The organism is Levilactobacillus lanxiensis, from assembly GCF_016861655.1.
In the GTDB taxonomy this organism is placed as follows: Bacteria; Bacillota; Bacilli; order Lactobacillales; family Lactobacillaceae; genus Levilactobacillus; species Levilactobacillus lanxiensis.
Genome location: NZ_BOLN01000002.1, coordinates 108506 through 128174, shown reverse-complemented (window position 1 = coordinate 128174; position 19669 = coordinate 108506). Strand labels below are relative to the sequence as shown.

General features: G+C 48.7%; 16 protein-coding genes. 11 read left to right on the top strand and 5 right to left on the bottom strand.

Annotation, left to right across the window (positions count from 1 at the left end; genetic code table 11):
* Positions 1-74: 74 nt before the first annotated feature.
* Entirely contained in the window at positions 75-1034 is a 960-nt protein-coding gene (locus JUF22_RS02595; protein ID WP_125765896.1) for a nucleoside hydrolase, read from the bottom strand.
* A 334-nt stretch (positions 1035-1368) separates the two neighbouring features.
* Here JUF22_RS02595 and JUF22_RS02590 point away from each other — a divergent pair, with 334 nt between their 5' ends.
* Positions 1369-2409 (top strand): PrsW family intramembrane metalloprotease, encoded by a 1041-nt coding sequence (locus tag JUF22_RS02590; protein WP_203642994.1) that lies wholly within the window; start codon positions 1369-1371, stop codon positions 2407-2409.
* Here the strand turns inward: JUF22_RS02590 and JUF22_RS02585 are convergent.
* Positions 2394-3152 (bottom strand): alpha/beta fold hydrolase, encoded by a 759-nt coding sequence (locus tag JUF22_RS02585; protein WP_203642985.1) that lies wholly within the window; start codon positions 3150-3152, stop codon positions 2394-2396. The two genes, JUF22_RS02590 and JUF22_RS02585, sit on opposite strands and share 16 nt — an antisense overlap.
* 33 nt (positions 3153-3185) lie before the next feature.
* On the opposite strand from JUF22_RS02585, the gene JUF22_RS02580 reads away from it, so the two are divergent.
* Positions 3186-4172, top strand: a complete 987-nt coding sequence (locus JUF22_RS02580; protein WP_203642984.1) for an NAD(P)/FAD-dependent oxidoreductase — start codon at positions 3186-3188, stop codon at positions 4170-4172.
* Positions 4173-5220: 1048 nt separating this feature from the next.
* On the opposite strand, the gene JUF22_RS02575 is transcribed toward JUF22_RS02580, so the two are convergent.
* Complete coding sequence (locus tag JUF22_RS02575) at positions 5221-7311, bottom strand: LTA synthase family protein (RefSeq protein ID WP_203643642.1); 2091 nt, start codon at positions 7309-7311, stop codon at positions 5221-5223.
* Positions 7312-8509: 1198 nt separating this feature from the next.
* On the opposite strand from JUF22_RS02575, the gene JUF22_RS02570 reads away from it, so the two are divergent.
* From JUF22_RS02570 to JUF22_RS02545, 6 genes are all read left to right on the top strand, one after another.
* The gene (locus JUF22_RS02570) at positions 8510-9175 is read left to right on the top strand and encodes a histidine phosphatase family protein (RefSeq protein WP_203642982.1); all 666 of its coding nucleotides are present in this window, start codon (positions 8510-8512) and stop codon (positions 9173-9175) included.
* An 18-nt stretch (positions 9176-9193) separates the two neighbouring features.
* The gene (locus JUF22_RS02565; RefSeq protein ID WP_203642980.1) at positions 9194-9628 is read left to right on the top strand and encodes a GNAT family N-acetyltransferase; all 435 of its coding nucleotides are present in this window, start codon (positions 9194-9196) and stop codon (positions 9626-9628) included.
* Positions 9629-10183: 555 nt separating this feature from the next.
* Positions 10184-10789 carry a DUF1643 domain-containing protein gene (locus tag JUF22_RS02560; RefSeq protein ID WP_203642978.1) on the top strand — a complete coding sequence of 202 codons (606 nt, stop codon included), beginning with the start codon at positions 10184-10186 and terminating at the stop codon, positions 10787-10789.
* Between the two features lie 234 nt (positions 10790-11023).
* Complete coding sequence (locus JUF22_RS02555; RefSeq protein WP_203642976.1) at positions 11024-11851, top strand: hypothetical protein; 828 nt, start codon at positions 11024-11026, stop codon at positions 11849-11851.
* Positions 11852-12074: 223 nt separating this feature from the next.
* Entirely contained in the window at positions 12075-12911 is an 837-nt protein-coding gene (locus JUF22_RS02550) for a hypothetical protein (RefSeq protein WP_203642974.1), read from the top strand.
* A 335-nt stretch (positions 12912-13246) separates the two neighbouring features.
* Positions 13247-14353: an isopeptide-forming domain-containing fimbrial protein gene (locus JUF22_RS02545; RefSeq protein WP_203642972.1), complete on the top strand. Its 1107-nt coding sequence runs from the start codon at positions 13247-13249 to the stop codon at positions 14351-14353.
* A 300-nt stretch (positions 14354-14653) separates the two neighbouring features.
* Here the strand turns inward: JUF22_RS02545 and JUF22_RS02540 are convergent, their stop codons facing one another.
* Positions 14654-15025 carry a helix-turn-helix domain-containing protein gene (locus tag JUF22_RS02540; protein WP_203642970.1) on the bottom strand — a complete coding sequence of 124 codons (372 nt, stop codon included), beginning with the start codon at positions 15023-15025 and terminating at the stop codon, positions 14654-14656.
* A 480-nt stretch (positions 15026-15505) separates the two neighbouring features.
* Between JUF22_RS02540 and JUF22_RS02535 the strand changes: the two genes are divergently transcribed.
* The 3 genes from JUF22_RS02535 (at position 15506) to JUF22_RS02525 (ending at position 18602) form a co-directional block, all read left to right on the top strand.
* The gene (locus JUF22_RS02535) at positions 15506-16270 is read left to right on the top strand and encodes a hypothetical protein (protein ID WP_203642968.1); all 765 of its coding nucleotides are present in this window, start codon (positions 15506-15508) and stop codon (positions 16268-16270) included.
* Between the two features lie 293 nt (positions 16271-16563).
* Positions 16564-17343 carry a hypothetical protein gene (locus JUF22_RS02530; protein ID WP_203642967.1) on the top strand — a complete coding sequence of 260 codons (780 nt, stop codon included), beginning with the start codon at positions 16564-16566 and terminating at the stop codon, positions 17341-17343.
* Between the two features lie 14 nt (positions 17344-17357).
* The gene (locus tag JUF22_RS02525; protein ID WP_203642965.1) at positions 17358-18602 is read left to right on the top strand and encodes a hypothetical protein; all 1245 of its coding nucleotides are present in this window, start codon (positions 17358-17360) and stop codon (positions 18600-18602) included.
* 50 nt (positions 18603-18652) lie between these two features.
* Here the strand turns inward: JUF22_RS02525 and JUF22_RS02520 are convergent, their stop codons facing one another.
* Positions 18653-19552, bottom strand: coding sequence for a rolling circle replication-associated protein (locus tag JUF22_RS02520; RefSeq protein WP_203642963.1), 900 nt, complete (start codon positions 19550-19552; stop codon positions 18653-18655).
* Positions 19553-19669 lie beyond the last annotated feature (117 nt).

The following is a 19669-nucleotide window of genomic DNA, read 5'->3' as shown; positions in this document are numbered from 1 at the left end:
CCTCAAATCGGGGGCCGTGCTCATTTTTGCGTCCAACAAAAAACACCGGCCGCAGCCAGTGTTTTCAATCAAACTTATTTGTTGTTTTTGAATAAAGTGGTCAGGTAGTCCATGAAGACCTTGAGGTAACGGTCCTTGTCAACCATGACGGAAACCTTGACGTTGGTAGGTTCGTTGAGACGGTTGTCATCACCGATGGTCCGACCGTAAGTTTCCTTGTTGTAGTTAACGACCATGTTCAGGTCAATCGTGGTGACGAAGCTAGGGTCTAAGGCAACCCCAACAGCAAGTGGGTCATGCAAAGCACAGCCGCCCAAGTTGTCGTTGAATTGCTTGTAAGCTTCGATGTAGTAGTCGACGATGTCGGCAAACTTTTCACCAGCAACGGTGCCAAGTTCACGCCATTGCTTGGTTTCCTTCTTGGTCAAGAGGGTCCGCAACGTAACGTCCAGGCCAACCATGGTAGAGTGTAGTGGGCTGGTCAAAACGGCGTTAGCAGCTTCGGCATCTTGGTTGATGTTGGCTTCAGCGAATGGGGTAACGTTCCCAGGCATGGTCAAAGCACCACCCATGAAGGTCATGTTGCCGATTTCGTTAGCGATTTCTGGGGCCTTCTTCAAGGCAGCAGCCAAGTTGGTCATTGGGCCAGTTGGTACCAACGTCAGGTCTTTGCCGTACTTGTGTGCAGCTTCGATTAAGAAATCAACACCGGATTCTTTTTCGATGGCACGCGTTGGTTCTGGCAGTTCAACTTCACCGATCCCGTTTTGACCGTGAATGTTTGCACTAACTTCCATCCGGTCGAAGTGGTCAGAGGTTGAAGAGTGACTTTCGCCTAAGTATACAGGGATGTCGGTGTGACCCAACAATTCCAAAATCTTCAATGCGTTCTTGCCGCCTTCTTCAACGACAACGTTGCCGTATGAACCGACGATACCGATTAAGTCAACATCAGGTGCACCTAATGCGTAAGCGATTGCAAGAGAATCGTCGATCCCAGTATCCAAGTCCAAAATCATTTTACGTTTTGCCATGATATGAGTGTCTCCCTTTTGGTCAATATTTAAGCTTTAACGCCTGCTTTAACTATAATGTAACTGGTTACATTTAGCAAGCTCACCCCGTCACCAAGTTGAAGCAATTGACGGTTCAGGGTAAGATAGAAGACGGCCATTGATTCCGGGATTCTTGCCGGTCAATGGCGCTGGAAGCGCTTGAGTAAAGCGTTTTACGTGCTTTGGAAATTGGTGCCCAATAAGTTAGATGCAGGCTAGAAGTGGGGCGCTAATTTTAGTAAAATTTTTTTGAAATCGGTTAATTTGCGATCGAATTCTGAGTTAACGTGAACCTAAAAAAGGGGGGCCAGCCATGGCCAATGAAGCAAGTAAGCCAAATAGAAAAAAATTCGAGTACCACAACCATTTGCTAGACGACGCCACGAAGGAAATGAATGAGTGGACCGGCGAAAACAAAGTGGTGGAGATTCACCTGTTCCAGATGTTTTCGGAGGTATTCAAGCCGCACAACCGTGACGATGCGGAGGCCCTGTTCATTGTCGGGACCCGCGAAACCACGCCGTCCCTGGAAGCCGTGTCGGCGGCACCCGTAAAGCCCTGGCTCTTCTCACGCGTTTTCGCGCTACTGGGGGCCAGCTTCGTGTTGTTAGCGATGTTGTTCCTGGTCTTTCGAAGCAATAACGCCGTGCCGGGGATGATCTTCATCGGCTCACTGACGGTACCCTTTGCCTTATTGATCATGTTTTTTGAAATTAATGTGTTCCGCAATATTTCTGTGTACCAATTAATGACCGTCTTCTTAGTCGGTGGGATTCTTTCCCTAATTGCCACCATGATTCTGTACTCTCTGATTCCATCCGGCAACGGGACGTCGTGGGAGTCGGCGCTGGTTGTCGGCTTCATTGAAGAGACCGCCAAGATGCTGGTGATCGCCTACTTCGTGAACCGCTTCCGTTTGAATTATATTTTCAACGGGTTGCTCGTTGGGGCGGCCATCGGCGCTGGGTTTGCCGTGTTTGAAACGGCGGGGTACACCGGCCAGTACGGCTTGGTGACCCTGCTGATGCGCAGTTGGCAAGCCATCGGGACCCATACGATTTGGTCCGCCATCATGGGTGCCGCCATTATTTTAGCCAAGGAGCGGCACCAACCCGTGACCGGGAGTAACATGGTCGCGCCAAAATTTCTGCGCTTCTACCTCCTGGCCATTGCGCTGCACGCCCTCTGGGATTGGAACGCGCCGTTCGCCTTATTAGACATTTTATACCTGCAGCAGTGGATGCTCATCGCCATCGGCTGGGTCGCCATCTTTGTGCTGATCAACGCCGGTCTTCGAGAGGCGTGCACGCTTCAGGGCCAACGTATCTTGAAAGGTAATCAGCTCGGCGGATAGAGGTAGCGCATCAGCTTGGCGTCCAGCGCCGGGTTCTCGTGTAACAGGGAGTGTTGCGTGTCCCAAACGGGTCCGGTAAACGTTTCGTAGCGGTACTGACCGATGCGGCCAGCGACCAGGCGCCGCAGTGGGGTCACGGTGTTCGCCGGAACCTCACTGTCGTTGCCGGTGCGGCCAATCACGCCAGCGATATTTAAAATTTTTAACTCTGGATAGCGGTCAGCGAGGCGCGTCCGTTCCGGGAAGTCGGCGCCCATCATCACGATGCGGGCGACGGCCACCGGGGCGGGCGCGTGGTCGTTTAGGTAGTCGTAGGCAATCGTGCCGCCGGAGGAGTGGCCGACCAAATTGACCCGGTCAATCCCGTAACGTCGGTGTAATTGCGTTAGAACGGTCGCCAATTGCCGTGCCTGTTTCTGTGGATGCGTGTTATCCTTGAAAATAACCGGAATGAGCGGATTGTTGCGGCCAACAGCCTGGTGCTGTTGCCAGGTCACGTGGCCGTTCCAGGTGACCCGTGCCGTCAGGGCAAACGTCCCGACGTGCGGGCGGTTCAGACTGGTGACCATGCTACGCAGTGAGAGCCAAGCGCCGTGGGTCCCCGGCAAAAAGAGGGTGGCCGTCCGCGTCTGGGGCACGCGCAGATCGTTGAGCACAGTCCAGCGGTGATTCCACCAGCCAATGAAGCTGCCCAAGACCAAGAGTATTGTGAGGAAAATGGTGAGTCCACGCGTGTGTTTCACAGGGACCACCTCCTTAGAAAGGATTTTGATAAAATGACTGAGCAATTTGATATCACGATTATCGGGGGCGGCCCGGCCGGCATGTTCGCGGCCTTTTACGCCGGCATGAACAATGCCAAGACCCAGGTCATCGAAAGCCTGGCCGAGCTGGGTGGGCAGGTCAACGCCCTGTACCCCGAGAAAACCATTTTAGACGTGGCCGGCCTTCCCGCCGTGAGTGGGCGCGACCTGATTGCCAACCAGCAAAAGCAAAACGCCCAATTTCCCCTGACCGTGAAAACGGGGGAGACGGTGACCAACGTGACGGCCACGGAAGACGGGTTCACCATTACCACGCCAGCCGGCACGTCGCAGAGTAAGGCCGTGATTGTCGCCATTGGGAACGGGGCCTTTTCACCACGAAAATTAAACGTGGCCACCGCGGACGACCTGACGGGCAAACACCTTTTCTACAGCGTCCGCGACCTCGAACGCTTCCGTGATAAGGACGTCATGGTTGCCGGGGGTGGGGATGCCGCCATCGACCAGGCGCTGATGCTGGAGCCGGTCGCCAAGTCCGTGACGCTACTTCACCGGCGCGCGCAGTTCCGCGGGTTACCGCACATGGTCGACCTGTTGCATGAGTCCAGTGTCCACGTCCAAACGCCGTACCTGATCCGCGACTTGACGGAAACGCCGGCCGGCCTGGACGTCACGTTAAAGCAAGTCGGGCAGGCGGGTGACCCGGTTCACACGACCGTGGATGACCTGGTCGTCAGCTACGGCTTCACGTCGGACCACAGTGCCCTGGCTAAATGGGACGTTCAACTAGCCGAGAGCCAACGCCTGATTGCGGTCGACTCGACCATGGCCACCAGTGTGGACGGTATCTACGCGATTGGCGATGGCGTCATGTATCCCGGCAAACAGCCGCTGATTGCGACGGGGTACGGTGAAGCGCCGGTGGCGGTGCGGTCGATCATGACCCGCTTCTTCCCCGACCACCACGGTCCGGTCCACAGCACTTCGCTCGGTCTTTGACTTTTAGATTGCTGATGAGGTTGTGGAGGATTGCCGCCGACGGCCGCTAGGTGCTCCCAGCCTGTGGGGCGACCTTGGAAGCCTGAGGGGCGGTCTTCCAAGGCGCTTAGAGCCTCCCAAGTGCGGAGTCTCTAAGGCGTCCCGTTTAGTAAGCCGGCGGAGGACGCCGACAAACTAAACTGACACAGGCTTCCGCACCTAGCTGCCTTACGGCTGAGATTGTGGTCTGACCAGTAAAGGGTGTTGGACCGCGAAGTGCCGTGGCCCAGACATGGTTTTACTCCTTTTGTTTTTGTTGTTTCTAGCCTGTGGGGCGACCTTGGAAGCCTGAGGGGCGGTCTTCCAAGGCGCTTAGAGCCGCCTGAGTTCGGCGTCTCTAAGGCGTCCCGTTTAGTAAGCCGGCAGAGGACGCCGACAAACTAAACCGACACAGGCTTCCGCACCTAGCTGCCTTACGGCTGAGATTGTGTACCGACCAGTAAAATGGGTTGGAACGCGAAGTACCGTGGCCCGGGCGTGGTTTTACTCCCTTCGTAGTGGTGGTTGGTCTGTCCCGTTCGAAATAGCACATCAATAGTGCGGTAACTTCACCACGCATTGATGATTGGTCTGTCCCGTTCGAAATAGCACATCAATAGTGCGGTAACTTCACCACGCATTGATGATTAGCCACAACTACTTACCTTAACCATAGAAGAAAATTCCATAAACGCAAAGAAGCTGCTCGGACAATCGTAAAGATTGAACGGACAGCTTCTTTATTTGCATAAAAATCAATTTCGTATAGAACAGTTCACAACCAATCAGACTACCTATCAAGCCAACCAGCCAGAAGGTACGTGGCCAATCTCAGCCGGAGTCGGTTAGGTGCGGAACCCTGTGTCGGTGGTGTTGGCCGGTGATTTGCCGGCCTTACAGCACGGGATGCGTTCGAGACTCGCGGGTTGGGCGAGGCTTGAACACAAGGGCGAAGACCGCTTCACAGGCTTCGGCCGCGCCCCATAGGGTGGGAGCACCTAACCGACGCAGGCGGCCAATTGACCGCGAGCTACTTCCCGCTAGTGTCGTCTTGGTTGGTGATCTTGATTCGGTTGGAATCGGTGGTCTTGTGCCCCAACTCTGGCGCGTCCGTCTTATAGAACGGCTGCGTCGACTTGTCCCCGTTACGGGAGAACAGGCTGGTAGACTTCAAGCCCAACTTCTTCTCCAACTTCTCTTCCTTTTCCAGCCCGTCGGAATAGTTGTAATCGGACGGGTCAACGGCGGTGAAGCCCTTGGGATGGAAGAAACGCAGGAGGTTCTTTTGATTCAGTGAATCGGAGTCGTTCAAGCCCTGGTTGACGTGCTTTTGAATGGCGTCTAGCTTAGCCTGTAGCGCCTTGTCAGGGTGAATTTCCTCTTGGGTCTTGTTGCTGTAAACGGTGCCGTCGATGGACGTGTAGTCCGGACTGACCCAATCGCGGTTACGGAACGCCACGACCGGATTGTGGGTCTTGGAGAACAGGTCGGTCCCGAACTGAATGTACTTCTTGGTATTCATGCCCATCAGATGCATCAGCGTTGGCAGCACGTCGACCTCGCCGCCATAGGTGTGTTCGACCTTGCCCTTCTTGTAGCCAGGCATGTTAAACATCAGTGGCACGCGTTGGAGCTGGGCGTTGTCGTAGTCGTTCCAGTCATCCGGATTGACCCCGAGCAACTTCGCCAGACTCTTGTTTGACGAGTTGGAAATACCGTAGTGGTCCCCGTAGATCATGACCAGCGAATTCTTATCCAGCCCGGATTTGTGCAGGTAGGCGTAGAATTCCTTGATGGATTGGTCGAGGTAGTGGGCGGTCTTGAAGTAGTTATCGACCGTCTTATCACCGGTATTTGGCGTCTTGAAGCTGGAATCTTCACTGTCCAGCGTGAACGGGAAGTGGTTGGTGACGGTCAGGTATTTCACGTAAAATGGCTGCTGGAGATGCTGGAGGTACTTCACGGAATCGTTGAACAACAGTTTATCCTTTAAGCCATAGCCCAGCGATTTATCACCCGAGGTGTCGTAGTAACTGGCATCGAAGAAGTACTGGTAACCCAGGTTCTTGTAGGTGTTGCTGCGGTTCCAGAAGCTGGCCACGTTCCCGTGGAAGACCGCGGTGCTGTAGCCGGCCTGGTCGAAAATGGCGGGTGCGGCCTGGAAGGTGTTGTCGTTCCCGAGTTGGGTAAATAGCGACCCTTGTGGCAGGCCGTACGTCCCGGTTTCCAGCATGGTTTCGGCGTCGGACGTCTTACCTTGGCCGACCTCATGGAAGAAGTTGTCGAAGCTGTAGGTCGCCTTGCTCTTGTAGAGCTTATTCAAGAACGGCGTGACCTCTTGGCCGTTGACCTTCTTGTTGATCAAGAATTGCTGGAAGCTTTCCAGGTGAAGGATGATGACATTTTTACCCTTGGCGACGCCATACATGCTCTTGTCGGGCGCCGCGTAATTCTTGTGCACGTATTTTAAAATGCCACTGAGCTCGGACTTCTTGGCGTGCGACCGCAGTTCACTGGTGTGCTGCGACTTGATGCCATCGTAAACGGTGAAGGCGTCCAGCCCCAGGTATTTCACCAGGTAGGTCCGGTCAAAGGTCCGCGTCAACAGCTGCGGCCGGTCCATTTCGCCCAGGGTCAGGTTGACCGTGAACAGCAGGAGGGCGCTGGAGGTGACGGCGAGGCCGACGCGTTTGTTCAGCGGCCGCGGGTCGATGTAGATGCGCCGCGTGGCCATCAGTGCCAGCACAAGCACGAGGTCGAGCCAGTACAGAATATCGTGCGGCGAGGTTAGGGCCAGCGAGCTCCCAGAGAGTCCCTGGTCGACCTTGGAATAGCCCAGCATGGTGCTGACGGTCATGAAGTCCGTGAACTCACGGAAGTAGATGACGTTGATGTACAGCAGCAGGCTGTTGAGGATGTCGATGAGAAAGATAAACGGGTAGAAGAAGCGCGCTCGTTTGAAATACAACGCCAACCCGAACAACAGAATCGTTGTCGCCAGGGGATTCAGGAGGAGAATCAGAAATTGAAACGGATCACTGAGTCCCAGCTTGAAGTCGACGAAATAGGCGAGTAAAGTCTTCAACCAGAACAGGACGACCAGCAGGGTGACAAAGCCCATGCGAGTCCCGGTTCTGGCCCATATTTTTTTGAAACGTTCCACGGTGCGTTCGCTCCTTCGTGTGCGGATAAAGTAGTCTCATTCTACCATATAACTGACCGGGGTGGGTGGTCAGGTGAGCCTCCGGTGACCAGACGCCACTCCCGTGGGCAGACCTGAAGCCTGAGATGCGGTCTTCAGGGCGACTTGAAGCCTCACCAAGACCGTGAGTCTACAAGCTCGGCCGTGGTCTAAGTCGAGAAGAACGCTCGACTAAAACCACCGACACGGGGTTCTGTCTGATCACCTCCGGCCCACCTGACGGACTTCCCGTCAGTTAATGGTAGATGGACTAGGGGGTTACTTTGTGTTGGGGTTGTGCCCCACTCGGTATGCTTCCACTGGTCAGCCTCCCTTCCTGTGGGGCAGACCTGAAGCCTGAGGTGCGGTCTTCAGGGCGGTTGGGAGCCTTACAAAACCCGTAATTCTCCCAACTCGGCCGTGGTCTAAGGTGAGAAGATCACTCACCAAAGACCACCGACACAGGGAGGGTGGCTAACCGCTCCAGCACACCGAGTGGGGCACGGCAACGTTGTCTGGTGTATGAGACGTGGGGTGGTGTGTGCTGTGAGGGTGTAACTGATATAGTAGAAACTAGTACCTAACAGGGTTATGATGATGGGTAAAACGGTTAGTGTATAAGGACGAATAGACTAGTTATTTAATCACTTTTCTTCTATTATATATGTCCTATTAATTACATGACGCAATTACCATATGTCTCAATCATACAGACTTTAACGGATAAAGCAGACCAAGACACAGAAAAACCATCCAACAAGGACAGGTCCGTCGATGTTGGTGCGGGGTTGAACCAGTATCAGCCGCAGGGGTGGTGAAAATGAGCTCAGCCGTGGGAGTTCCCTTAGCGGTTTACCGCTTAGGGAACTGCTATCTTTGAGACGCGGTCCGTGCGGCTCAAAGTAAGTCTGGAGACCGCTTTTTGGCTCCAGGCGGCGCCCACCGCGTTCCGGCTCAGTTTTCACCGCCCCGGAGGCGAGTCCAATGACGTTCAACCAAGCGTACCAAAGTTCGGGGGGCTGTGGCCGTTTTGGGGGCAAGTTTAGGAAAACTTTAAGTCAGACTGCGAAATTGTAACCGCTACCGCAGTATCTTTGGTACACTAGAGATAGATTTTAAATGAAAGGTGTGACTAGCTATGACGAAACAACTCACGCTGTACGTGGTCCGTCATGGGCAAACGTATTTTAATATCTACAATAAACTCCAAGGCTGGAGCAATTCACCATTGACTGAGGCGGGTATCGCGGACGCTGAGAATGCGGGTAAACGCCTGCAGGATGTGCAATTCGCTGCAGCTTACTGCAGTGACACGACGCGGGCTGAACAGACGGCCAAGGCCATTTTGGCCGCTAACCACTCGGCACCGGCTGCTCAGCTGACGACGGCGTCCTTCTTCCGCGAAGAGTTCTACGGGTACTACGAAGGCACCGACATGGCACAGGCCTGGTACGTGGCGGGTGCGCCGCATGGGGTGCCGACGTTTAAGGCGATTGAAGAGAAATACTCGATTGGCAAGGCCAAGGACTTCTTGAAGGAAGCCGACCCGTTCCGCCAAGCTGAAAACAACGAAGAGTACTGGGCGCGGGTGGATCAAGGATTTAACCTGATGCGCCACAACCCCGATTTGAAAGACGGCGATAACGTCTTGATGGTCAGCCACGGCAACACGCTGCTGAGCCTGATGGAACGTTACGGTCAGGGCAAGTATGACCTGAGTGAACGGCCAGCGAATGGGAGTCTCACGAAGCTGCTGCTGACGCCGGACGACATTCAAGTATTAAGCTACAACCAAAAAGATTAAGCGAGGATGGATGGTTTGATGGAAATTAGAATGGCTTGGGGTAAATTGAACCCCGTATACCAAGACGCCCTGCAAATGCGTAAGGACGTGTTCATTGAAGAACAGGGGATTGACCCTAAGGTGGAACTGGACGGGACCGACGAAGACAAGATGCACTACGTTGGGTACGTGGACGATGAACCCGTCACGACGGCACGGATTGATATGATGGCGGGGAACCGCGTGAAGATTCAACGCGTGGCCACGGTCGCTGATCAACGTAAGCACGGCTACGCAGCGGAATTGATCAAGCAGATCATCCACGACGCCAAGCGCTCAGACGTGGCGCACGTCGAATTGGACGCCCAGTTGACGGCCATGGATTTCTACAAAGAATTGGGCTTTGAACCCATCGGTGACGCATTTGAAGAGGCTGGTATCCAGCATCAGACGGTGCAGTATACTGGGGAATAGAGACACATTATACTTAAAGAAGGCTTCTGATCAGTACAACATGTACTGGTCGGAAGCCTTTTTGTGTGGGTAGCCATAGAAATTAAGGTGTTAAATAAATTGTCTGCCCGATTGTATGGGAAGGTAGTTTTTGATTTATAGGATTTGGCTGGCTTAGACGTGTTGGTCTCGCGGTATCTGTTTGAATCCGTTTCGTTCAAAACTGGAAAACTCTTTGATAGTTATGTGACGGTAATCTTGGCCTGATGGATTCTCATGAAGGTTTTATTCAAGCCAAGAACGCTGATCAATTTTGTCTGTGTAGGGGCCATCATATCTCGTAGACTCGCGAGTTTGGTGGCTGTTTTGGACCAACTATCAGCACAAACTGCATTGCATTTTTCACAACAAAATGCGACAAAACAGGGATATATCTCATAACTAATTGCAGATATAGAGATTAACGCTATTGACGTCTCTATTTTAGAGACGTAAAATTAAACTTGTGAACAACAAATTTTAAAAACTGGTAAATTTTTTGTGAGGTTTTGAGGATATTCTGAAGGAGTGCTTAGCATGATTAAATCTTATCCAGAGAACTATAAAGTTACTGATATCAACCGTATGAATTGTCGGTATTCGTTGGAGATTAGTGCAGTTGATTCTGACAAAGAGCAAGACTTAATTGTTCTAATGGAAAACCCCAGTGTTGGGGATGAATATGAAATGGATTCAACTATTCAACGATTGGTAGATCATGTTGCTAAGAATTACAAAAAAATGATTATCGTGAATGTAACACCTGTGGTGGCTACTTCCGATTTAGATAAGTATATTCATGAAATCAATGAACAGAAAAGTAAAAACGTTAAGGTCGTTAAAAGTATTATAGATAATGCTAGTGATGAAGCTGAACTTCTGGTTGCTACGGGAGACTTAAGCAATGTTAAAGGTTCAGATGAATTGTGTAAGGCTTTGCAAAGTTCGTATGTAGAGTTGATGGATATGATTGGAAATACCAGTCTTTATGACAATATGCATGTTATCAGTCTGGTGGGAAATGAAAATAAAAAATATGGTGGACATCCACTTCGCAAGGATACAGATTGTTTAGATAATTTGACAGATGTTACAAAAGTAGAACATGACGCCGCCTGGCATCTGAAAGAAATCAAGGCTTAACAGATTAAGCCTTGATGACCGGAGAGGTCGTTGTTGCAATTATCTCCGTGGCTCTATTTTAAAAGCGCCGGAACGGTGCTTTTAAAATAGAGTTAAGCAAAACGGCCAGTTAGGCATCGGCAACAATGAAGCCCTGACAGCGAACACTAGCTAGCATAAAACGCTAGTGATCTCAGTCGCTTGTCAGATGTAATCAATGTCAAAAATATTTTCTTAAATTTGGAGGAAATTAGCATGAAAAAGACTCAGATAATCAAAGCCGTTTCTGCTTTGTCTGTTGCCTTGTTTGTGGGCGGTGCTGCCATAACTGTCGATGCGTCAGCCAAGGCCGTTAAGACCACAGGCGTACGAGTAACCAAAATTACGAAGAACACCCACTATAAGAAGAGTACGTTCAAGAAGGCTCACCCCAAGCAGGGAATCGTTCTTTACTCGAATCGTTATCTGACAAAGCATGTCACGACTAAAAAGACTCATGTCTTTTATTCGACTGAAAGTGTTCGTGTCAAGAAGTCTACTGGCAAAACGGCTACTTACCGTTATGTCAAGAACGCAAAAGGCTCAGTTAAAGGTTGGATTTGGACAGGCAACTTAAAGGGCAAGCAGGGGAAAGTGACCAAGGTATCTAACAAGACGGTCATTGCGCCAACGACTAACGTGAAAATTGCCAAGAAGACACATGTTACACCGCTGAAGAAGACTTCTTCAGATCCTTCTGTAGCTTCGGATAAGGTATCTGTAAAGATTATCTCTGATGCTGTATCTAACTCCAACTTCATGGGGCTTAAAAACGTCGCTACTTTCCGTGACAAGATTAATCAGTGGGGTACTATCTTAAAGAATCATCCTAACGCCTGGGACGCCTGGGGTAAGAAGCAAAATTATACCCATAAAGATATTCACCGTTTGGTAGACCAAGATTATACTACTCAATATCAATGGTATACGAATGATATTAAAGTGACTTTCGCTAGTGGGCATGCTAAAGGGCTAGTTACTCAAACGGACATCAAAAATGGTATTAAAGTGGCTGATAAGTATATCAATGCAGCAAAATATTAACGTGAAATATTAATTGAATAATATTAGATAATAAATACCAACCTTTAATTGGGTTGGTATTTTGTTGTCTTTACCTTTTTGTCGACAATTGTACCTAAACTGTCAGTTAGGACACAATCTAACTTATTGCCATCAATCCAGATAATCTTTGTTCAATCACAAGTCAATTCTTGTGTAAGCAATACTCGGTTACATAACTAATATTGGAAAGGTGTCGAGTGGTATGGCAAGTATGAGTAAGAAGAAATTAACTGGGTTGATGCTGACTGGTGTGGCTGTTATAGCTATTGGGGGTACTGAAACTGTTCTTCCACAAGTCGGTATTGCCACAGCGCAAGCAGCAAAGATGAAAACGCAGACGGTTGCTGAAGCAAAAGCGGATTTGCAGAATGCAGTGAATTATTTCAAGGATATTGCGGCAAAGAATCCCAAAGATAGTGGCCTACAGGAAGTATACAAGGGAGCACAGACATCCTTGAAGGACGATAAGGCAACAGTAGATAACTTGCAGTCATATAGTCTTGCCTTGAACCAGTACAGAGAAGGATACAACAGCGATGGATCTATCAAAAAGGATAGCAATGATGAGGAAGCAGCTGAAGCTGGGGATAACAAGGGTGGTACTGGTATTGAAGATGACTCAAGTAGCACCAATCCGGTAGCTGATACCCAAGATGCCCATGAGTATGAAGAATCCACGGTCCAAGATGAAAACGGTGGTAGTCATTCTACTGATAGCAACACTGATTCCAATGGTAACTCAGGTTCTTCTACTGTAAATTCATCTTCTACGAAGCCAAACAGTCATAGCACCAGCGAGTTTAGTAAAGAATCTGTGAACGCTCCAGGTAATGCTGGTACAACTACGGGTTCAAGTAATACATCTACCCCAACGACTGTAGCTAAGTCCCATTCCAAGAAGGGGAACCTACCTGGTACAGGTGAAGACAGCAATCAAACAGTCTTACTTGCTATCATTGGACTCCTTGGCATTCTGGGCCTCGGGGGTACGGCATTAGCACTGTGGTTGCGTCAACGTAAACATGTAAATAACGAATAGGGGTGAACCTTAACATGAAATTATCTAAGAAATTTAAGTATGCAACATTAACTTTAGTTGCCTTAACTACTATGGGAGTAACGCTAAGTAAGGGAATGACTGCTAAAGCTATCGATGGGCATCAAGAGGATTTTCCCACGGTCACTTTTTCACCGAAGATTAACACAGGTAGCAGTAATGGTACTAAGCACACGACAGTGATTACAAAGGTTTCCGGTGGTTCACCTGTGACAAGTGGTCTAGGCGGCGACCCACATTTTTATAGTCGAAGCAGTCCTACCGTATTTAAGTACACCTATATCGGGGAAGACCAGAATACTGGTAAAGCGGTAGACATGAAAGTAAAACTGTACGACCTATCTTCCCGAATTACCATGGTTGGTTACAAGAAAGATCACGGTATTTCCATTAACATGAATGGTGGGGGTAGAGCCGGACGTACCATGAAAGTGCAGTTGTCTTTCTATTATCACGGCACAAATACTCAGGTTAAGTGGAATGACGATTCCATTGGGGTAGCCTTTTCAGATTTGGAACCTGAGAAGCTTGCTGCTGATGGCGTTATTCAACAGTCTTTTGGCCAGTATGTTAAGAAGATTTCAGACGTTGATAGCTGGAATCCGTACAGTGACCTTACTGGTAAACAAACGTTCTTAAACAACCATGATGCCAATCAAGGATACTTCCACATGGATAAAGACAGTGGTACATGGGATTTTCCAACTAAGGCTTATCTGGATAATAAGGATAAGAAGACAGGCAAGACGTGGGGGTATAATCCAAGTTCAGGAATTGAAATAGAACGACCTCAAGTTCATCAATACATCCACAGCTTTTGGACTTATCCTGCTGCTACTAATCGCGACCTTCGTGCAGGTTTGCATTATACTGGGGCAATTGCGGTTTACAAGGCAGCTTCTGGTGCCAAGACCATCTCTTTCTTAGTTGGTGGTCACTCTCAGGGAAACGATGAATTCATTCTTTCTGATGCCAATATTAAGGTCAGCAACAAGAAAAAGAAATCTACCATCTCCAAGTCCATTACCTATAACGGCAAGACCTCTACGGCCAACACGTTGAAAGATAAGAATGACACCATGGTTTACAACGTGAACGCCACGGTCTCCGCAAAGAAGGGGGCTTACATCACAGATACCCTTCCTAAGCGGTTTACGGTAACCAAGATTTCCGCTGTCACGAACTTCTCGCATAATTCAGTGGCTGACGTTAATTCGACGCACAAGTTTAAGGCTACCTTGAACAATAACAAGCTAGACGGCAAGAACAAGAAGATTACTTTCCACATTACCGGTAACATGGGGACTTGGATGGACAAACACCCAAGTATGGTGGCCAGCTTAAAATGGCCCGTAGTCAACACCGCTTACGGGTACCCAAAGAGCACGGGTAAGCTCAAGTCCTCCGGATCACGACACTACTAATTATGCGGATGGTTTTGTAGTGTCGTGATCCGGGGGACCTGACGTTGAAGTGTGAGCAGGGGATGTCACCGTCAGATTTGACAGCGGTGAGAAGTTTGATGTTAATCAAGTTAAGTAGAAGAGCGCTGATTTGACCGTGGTGGTCACGGGGACTGGCTTATCACAATACTAGACAGAAAGGGACCTTGAACAGCCATCGTTGCCCAAGGTCCCTTGCAATTGGAATAATTAATGATACTAAATGAGCCACCTCCTCAAGTGAATGGGGAGGTGGTGGGTGTGTGACTAACTCAAAACGATTTACTCAGATGGATTGGTGGGATCAAATTTGCCATCTTTCAGACGCTCTTGATAACGTGCGCGTTGGAATTTAGCGTAGCCGTCGATAGCAGCGCGATAGTAATAGGGCAGGTCGTCAACCTTTATGGTCGTTAGGTCATCCTTGATAAATTTCGGTTCAGTCATGTCATCTGTTCGTCCCAGAGCATAATCGGCGGGGATTTTAAAGAAATCGACAATCTTCAGGAACTCCTCGGTCGAGATTTTTCGAGTCCCCTTCTCGATACGACTCATACTTGATTTGTCCAAGTTGAGCTCGGTAGCTAGTTGTCCTTGGGTGATACCCTTGGCCTCTCGTAGATCAGTGATTCTTTCTGGCAATGTTTTACTCATAGTGGTTCCTCCATTCTCTATTTTCACAATGAATCATACATAATTATCTATTTAAAATACGGTATTATGTTGAAATAGAGAATCTGTGTGTTGATTTTGCTATTTTAGAGAAGTAAAATTAAGCTTGTGAACTACGATTGCTGGAATCTGTGAGATGTGGCAATTGTCTGTGACGTTATTTTTTTAGAAAAGGTAGATGTAGTACCTGTATTGGTGAAGACATTACATAAAGATAGGTTTCTGTTTTTTTGAAGTGAACGCTGAGTATATCAATTGCCGCAGGTTCTTCTCCGTGGCTCTAGTTTAAAAGCGCCGGAACGGCGCTTTTAAACTAGAGTTAAGCGAAACGACCAATTAGTCATGACTAACCATGGAACTGACGACAGTATACGTCAGAGAGCTTAAAACGCAACTGTACTCAGTTGTTCACCGAGACTAATCGATGTCGAAATGATTTTCTAGAATTTGGAGGAATTTATTATGCAAAAGACTCAGTTGATCAAAGCCATTTCTGCTTTGTCCGTCGCTTTGTTTGTGGGCGGTGCTGTCACGACGGTCGACGCGTCAGCCAAGGCCGTTAAGACTACGGGCGCTCGGGTAACTAAGATTACGAAGAACACTCACTACAAGAAGACTGCTTTCAAGAAGGCTCATCCCAAGCAAGGGGTCACGCTTTATTCCAGTCGTTATCTGACTAAGCACGTAACTTCTAAGAATACTAAGACCTTTTATTCGACTGAAAGTGTTCGTGTCAAGAAGTCTACTGGCAAGACGGCCACTTACCGTTATGTCAAGAACGTCAAAGGCTCAGTTAAAGGTTGGATTTGGGCAGGCAATTTAAAGGGCAAGCAGGGGAAAGTGACCAAGGTATCTAACAAGACGGTCATTGCACCAACGACTAACACAAAAATTGCAAGTAAGACTACTTATACAAAGATTAAAGGTAGTAATACTCAGGATAGTTTTAATTTGACCTCAGACGCAGTTTCTAATACCAATTATCGGGGAATGAAGAATGTAGGCAAGCTTCGTGATGCTTTAAATAAGTTAGCAACTATTTTAGCAAAACATCCCCATGCTTGGGACAAGAATATTGGTTACGAGTATGCTTTCGATTCTTATTCGGCTGCGGGGCAATTGTATGGGCAGATGAAGTCTGGCGACGTTAACGGATCTGGGTATAATAGTATCATTAAGGAACGAATTAAAAGTGTTAATAAAACCATTAGCAAAGCTGAATGCTAATAAAAGCTAAGACTATCTAAAAATGCCAATTCTCTTTTGAGGGGTGGCATTTTTATTGTATTTCTAATTATAGACTAAACGACCCTATATACTATCTTGAGACCCTTTATACATTATTCCTGTTAATCCCCTCGAGGTTCTGTAGACCAAGAAGTAATTTCTGTATGCAAGAATAATAACGAGTACATAACTCATATAGAAAGAGGTTGAAAGGTATGGCAGATACATGTAGGCGGAAATTTACCACGTTAGCCGTAGTTGGCTTAGCGTCTTTTTCACTTGGGGGTACGCTGATGGCTACTAACGCGGTGCATATACCCACGATTGCTTATGCGGCCAGTGAGACGGCTAAGCAGACTTTAGCAGGGTATATAGCGAAGGGTAAAATTATCTTGGCCAATAAGGACGTTACTGGCATCGCACGGGATGTTATTGTAAGTGACCAGTCTATGGCTACTGACGCTTATAACTCGGGTGACCAGGAATCTTATAAACAGGCTAACAAAGTTCTTAGTGAGGATTATGGTGTCTACGATTCAAAAGGCAGTCTAGTGGGTAAAAAGGATGAAAGTACTAGTGAATCTGACGCAGATGACATGGGAGACAATGTTGCCACCGCTGAAGAACCGGGTATTGGTTCGTCTAATTCTAATTCAAGTAGTTCCGATCCAATCAAAGATACCCAAGATGCCCACGAATACGAAGAATCCACAGCCCAAGACGAAAACAGTGGTAGCCATTCCACTGATAGCAACACTGATTCCAATGGTAACTCAGGTTCTTCCACTGTAAATTCATCTTCTACTAAACCCAACAGTCATAGTACCAGTGAGTTTAGTAAGGAATCAGTGAATGCCCCGGGTAATGCTGGTTCAATCACAGGTTCCAGTAATACATCTCGTACGACACCCGATGCAAAGTCCCAATCCAAGAAGGGTAACCTACCTGGTACCGGAGAAGACAGCAATCAAACGGTCTTACTCGCTACCATTGGACTCCTTGGCATCCTGGGTCTCGGGGGTACGGCATTAGTATTATGGTTGCGTCAACGTACACATGTAAATAACGAATAGGGGTGAACCTTAACATGAAAATATCTAAGAGTTTCAAATATTCTTTGCTATCATTTATGGCATTAACAACATTAGGGGTAACTCTAAACACTTCTTCTACCATTGCTCATGCAGCTACGTGGCAAGCAGCTGGTGATACTACATGGTCTCCGCATTGGAACGATGGAGTTAAGTCTTCTTACAGCGTATCTGGTCAAGGTGCTTCTTTAGGTTCAGCTTCTTGGGGTAAAGATGGCATGCACGCCTGGGTACCTAAAAATGGGATGACAATTAAATACGAAAAGCTAGGTGTATACCCTGGAACTAAGAAACAAATTGACATGTGGGTAAAAGTAAAAAGTCATAGTGGTTCTTCTGGCATGGGGTATAAATCTGAGCATGGGGTGTCTTTTAACATGTTTAGCGGTGGTAGTGAAACTGCTAATGTTGAAATTTCATTCCATTACCATTCTGGCGGGGTAGTTAAGTGGGACAATGATGTTATTGGTTTAGCTTATACTGATTTGGAACCAGCTAAACTGGGTAACACAGATTCTAAGCCAATTTTGGCAACTTCGTTTGACCAATCTATCAAATCTAATACGCATCCATCTTCTTGGCACCCTTGGACAGATACTCATCCGCGGTATTCTTGGATTGATACCGATAAAGCAGAGAATGATTTATTTCAGGTTAAAAACGGGTTAGCATTTCCTAGTAATCTTCAGCCCTCTACCAGTAAAATTGGGGGTAAAGGCTGGGATCCATTGGCAAAAAGACCCAATGGTGGCTATGGTATGGTAGTACCAGAAAAGAAGGGTACTGATTATCCTAACCACCTTCATACTATTTGGGCCGATGTAGGTAGTCGAGACCTTAACCCAGATATTCATTACTCTGGGGCAATTGTCGAATACAAGGCCGATGGCGCAAAAACGATTGACCTAACTATCAAGGGGCATGGCTCTGGAAATAACGAGTATGTTTTCACAGGTGCGAAGTCTTTTCCAAAGCCAAAATCTACCATCTCCAAGTCCATTATCTACAACGGCAAGACCTCTACGGCCAACACGTTGAAAGATAAGGACGATACCATGGTTTACAACGTTAACGCCACGGTCTCAGCGAAGAAGGGGGCTTACATCACAGATACCCTCCCTAAGCGGTTCACGGTAACCAAGATTTCCGCCGTCACGAACTTTTCGCATAATTCAGTAGCTGACGTTAATTCGACTCACCAGTTCAAGGGCCTTGCTGATCTGCCAGTTGGGGCAACCTAACGCAAAAACAGACTGTCAAGGGTTCTGACAATCTGCTAGTGGACCGGCGCTTAGTGGCGCCGGGCGTTGTACTCCTCCGTAATGACTTTGTTATGGAAATCACCGGATTCGATGACGACCTCGCTGGCACTGGTCAGCTTGCCTAGGGGCGTTTTCTTAGCCTCATCGTAGGCCATGTACTGACTGGTCGGGGCCTTGATTCCGCGGGATGAGCTGTAAAAATTCATGCCAGACGGGTAGTACTGAAGCCGGCCCCGCTTGACCAGTTGTTTGTCGTGACCGTTCACAGTCTTAGTCACGATGGGGAGGTTGCCAGTAAAGTCGGCGACACGACTGAGGTCTTTCAGTGGGATATCCGTCAGGTAACTGGTGAGGTAACGGCCAATGTCGTCCACGTCCTGGAGCGCCTTGCTCTTAACGTAGCCGTGACCCCAGAGTTCGGCCAGGTCAGTGGGGTCGAGGTAGGGGATACCCTTGAACAGGCAATGGTAATGCCAGACAGCCCGGCCTGACTTCAGGCGTCCCTGGGGTTCCGCAATCTTGATGTAATCGAAGGTCGCAAACCGCCGGCGGAGACGCTTGATAAAGCGGTCGAAGTCCTGGCTAATCTGCTTGGGGTCGGTCACGTCCGCTGCGTACGTCAGGGTCACGAAGAATTCGTCTGGTTCGCCGGAGAAATTGTTGTTGATGAGGCGACGCAGGCGTTTGAGACTGGCCTTGAGTGACGCCAGATTCTGGGCGCGGTTGTCGTTACGCACGTACGCTTTGAGTTCACCGGTACTGAGCACCACGTACTTGGTCTTGTTCAGCCGGCGAATGGTCGCACAGGTATTGCGGTGCTGGCTGTACTGAATCTCGGTGATCTGCTGCATGCGGGTGACCTTGACCCGGGCATGCGCGGCGATGGCTTCGACGGGATGAATGGCACGAATCGTCTTGGACTCAGTCAAGGTAGCCACCTCCCCAAGTTAGGGCACCGGTGGAAAGTTTGATGTTAATCAAGTCTAATGGAACGGTTGTTAGGTGTTGCTTTGTTAAGTCTGACATTCGTAAGACCTCCAGATATG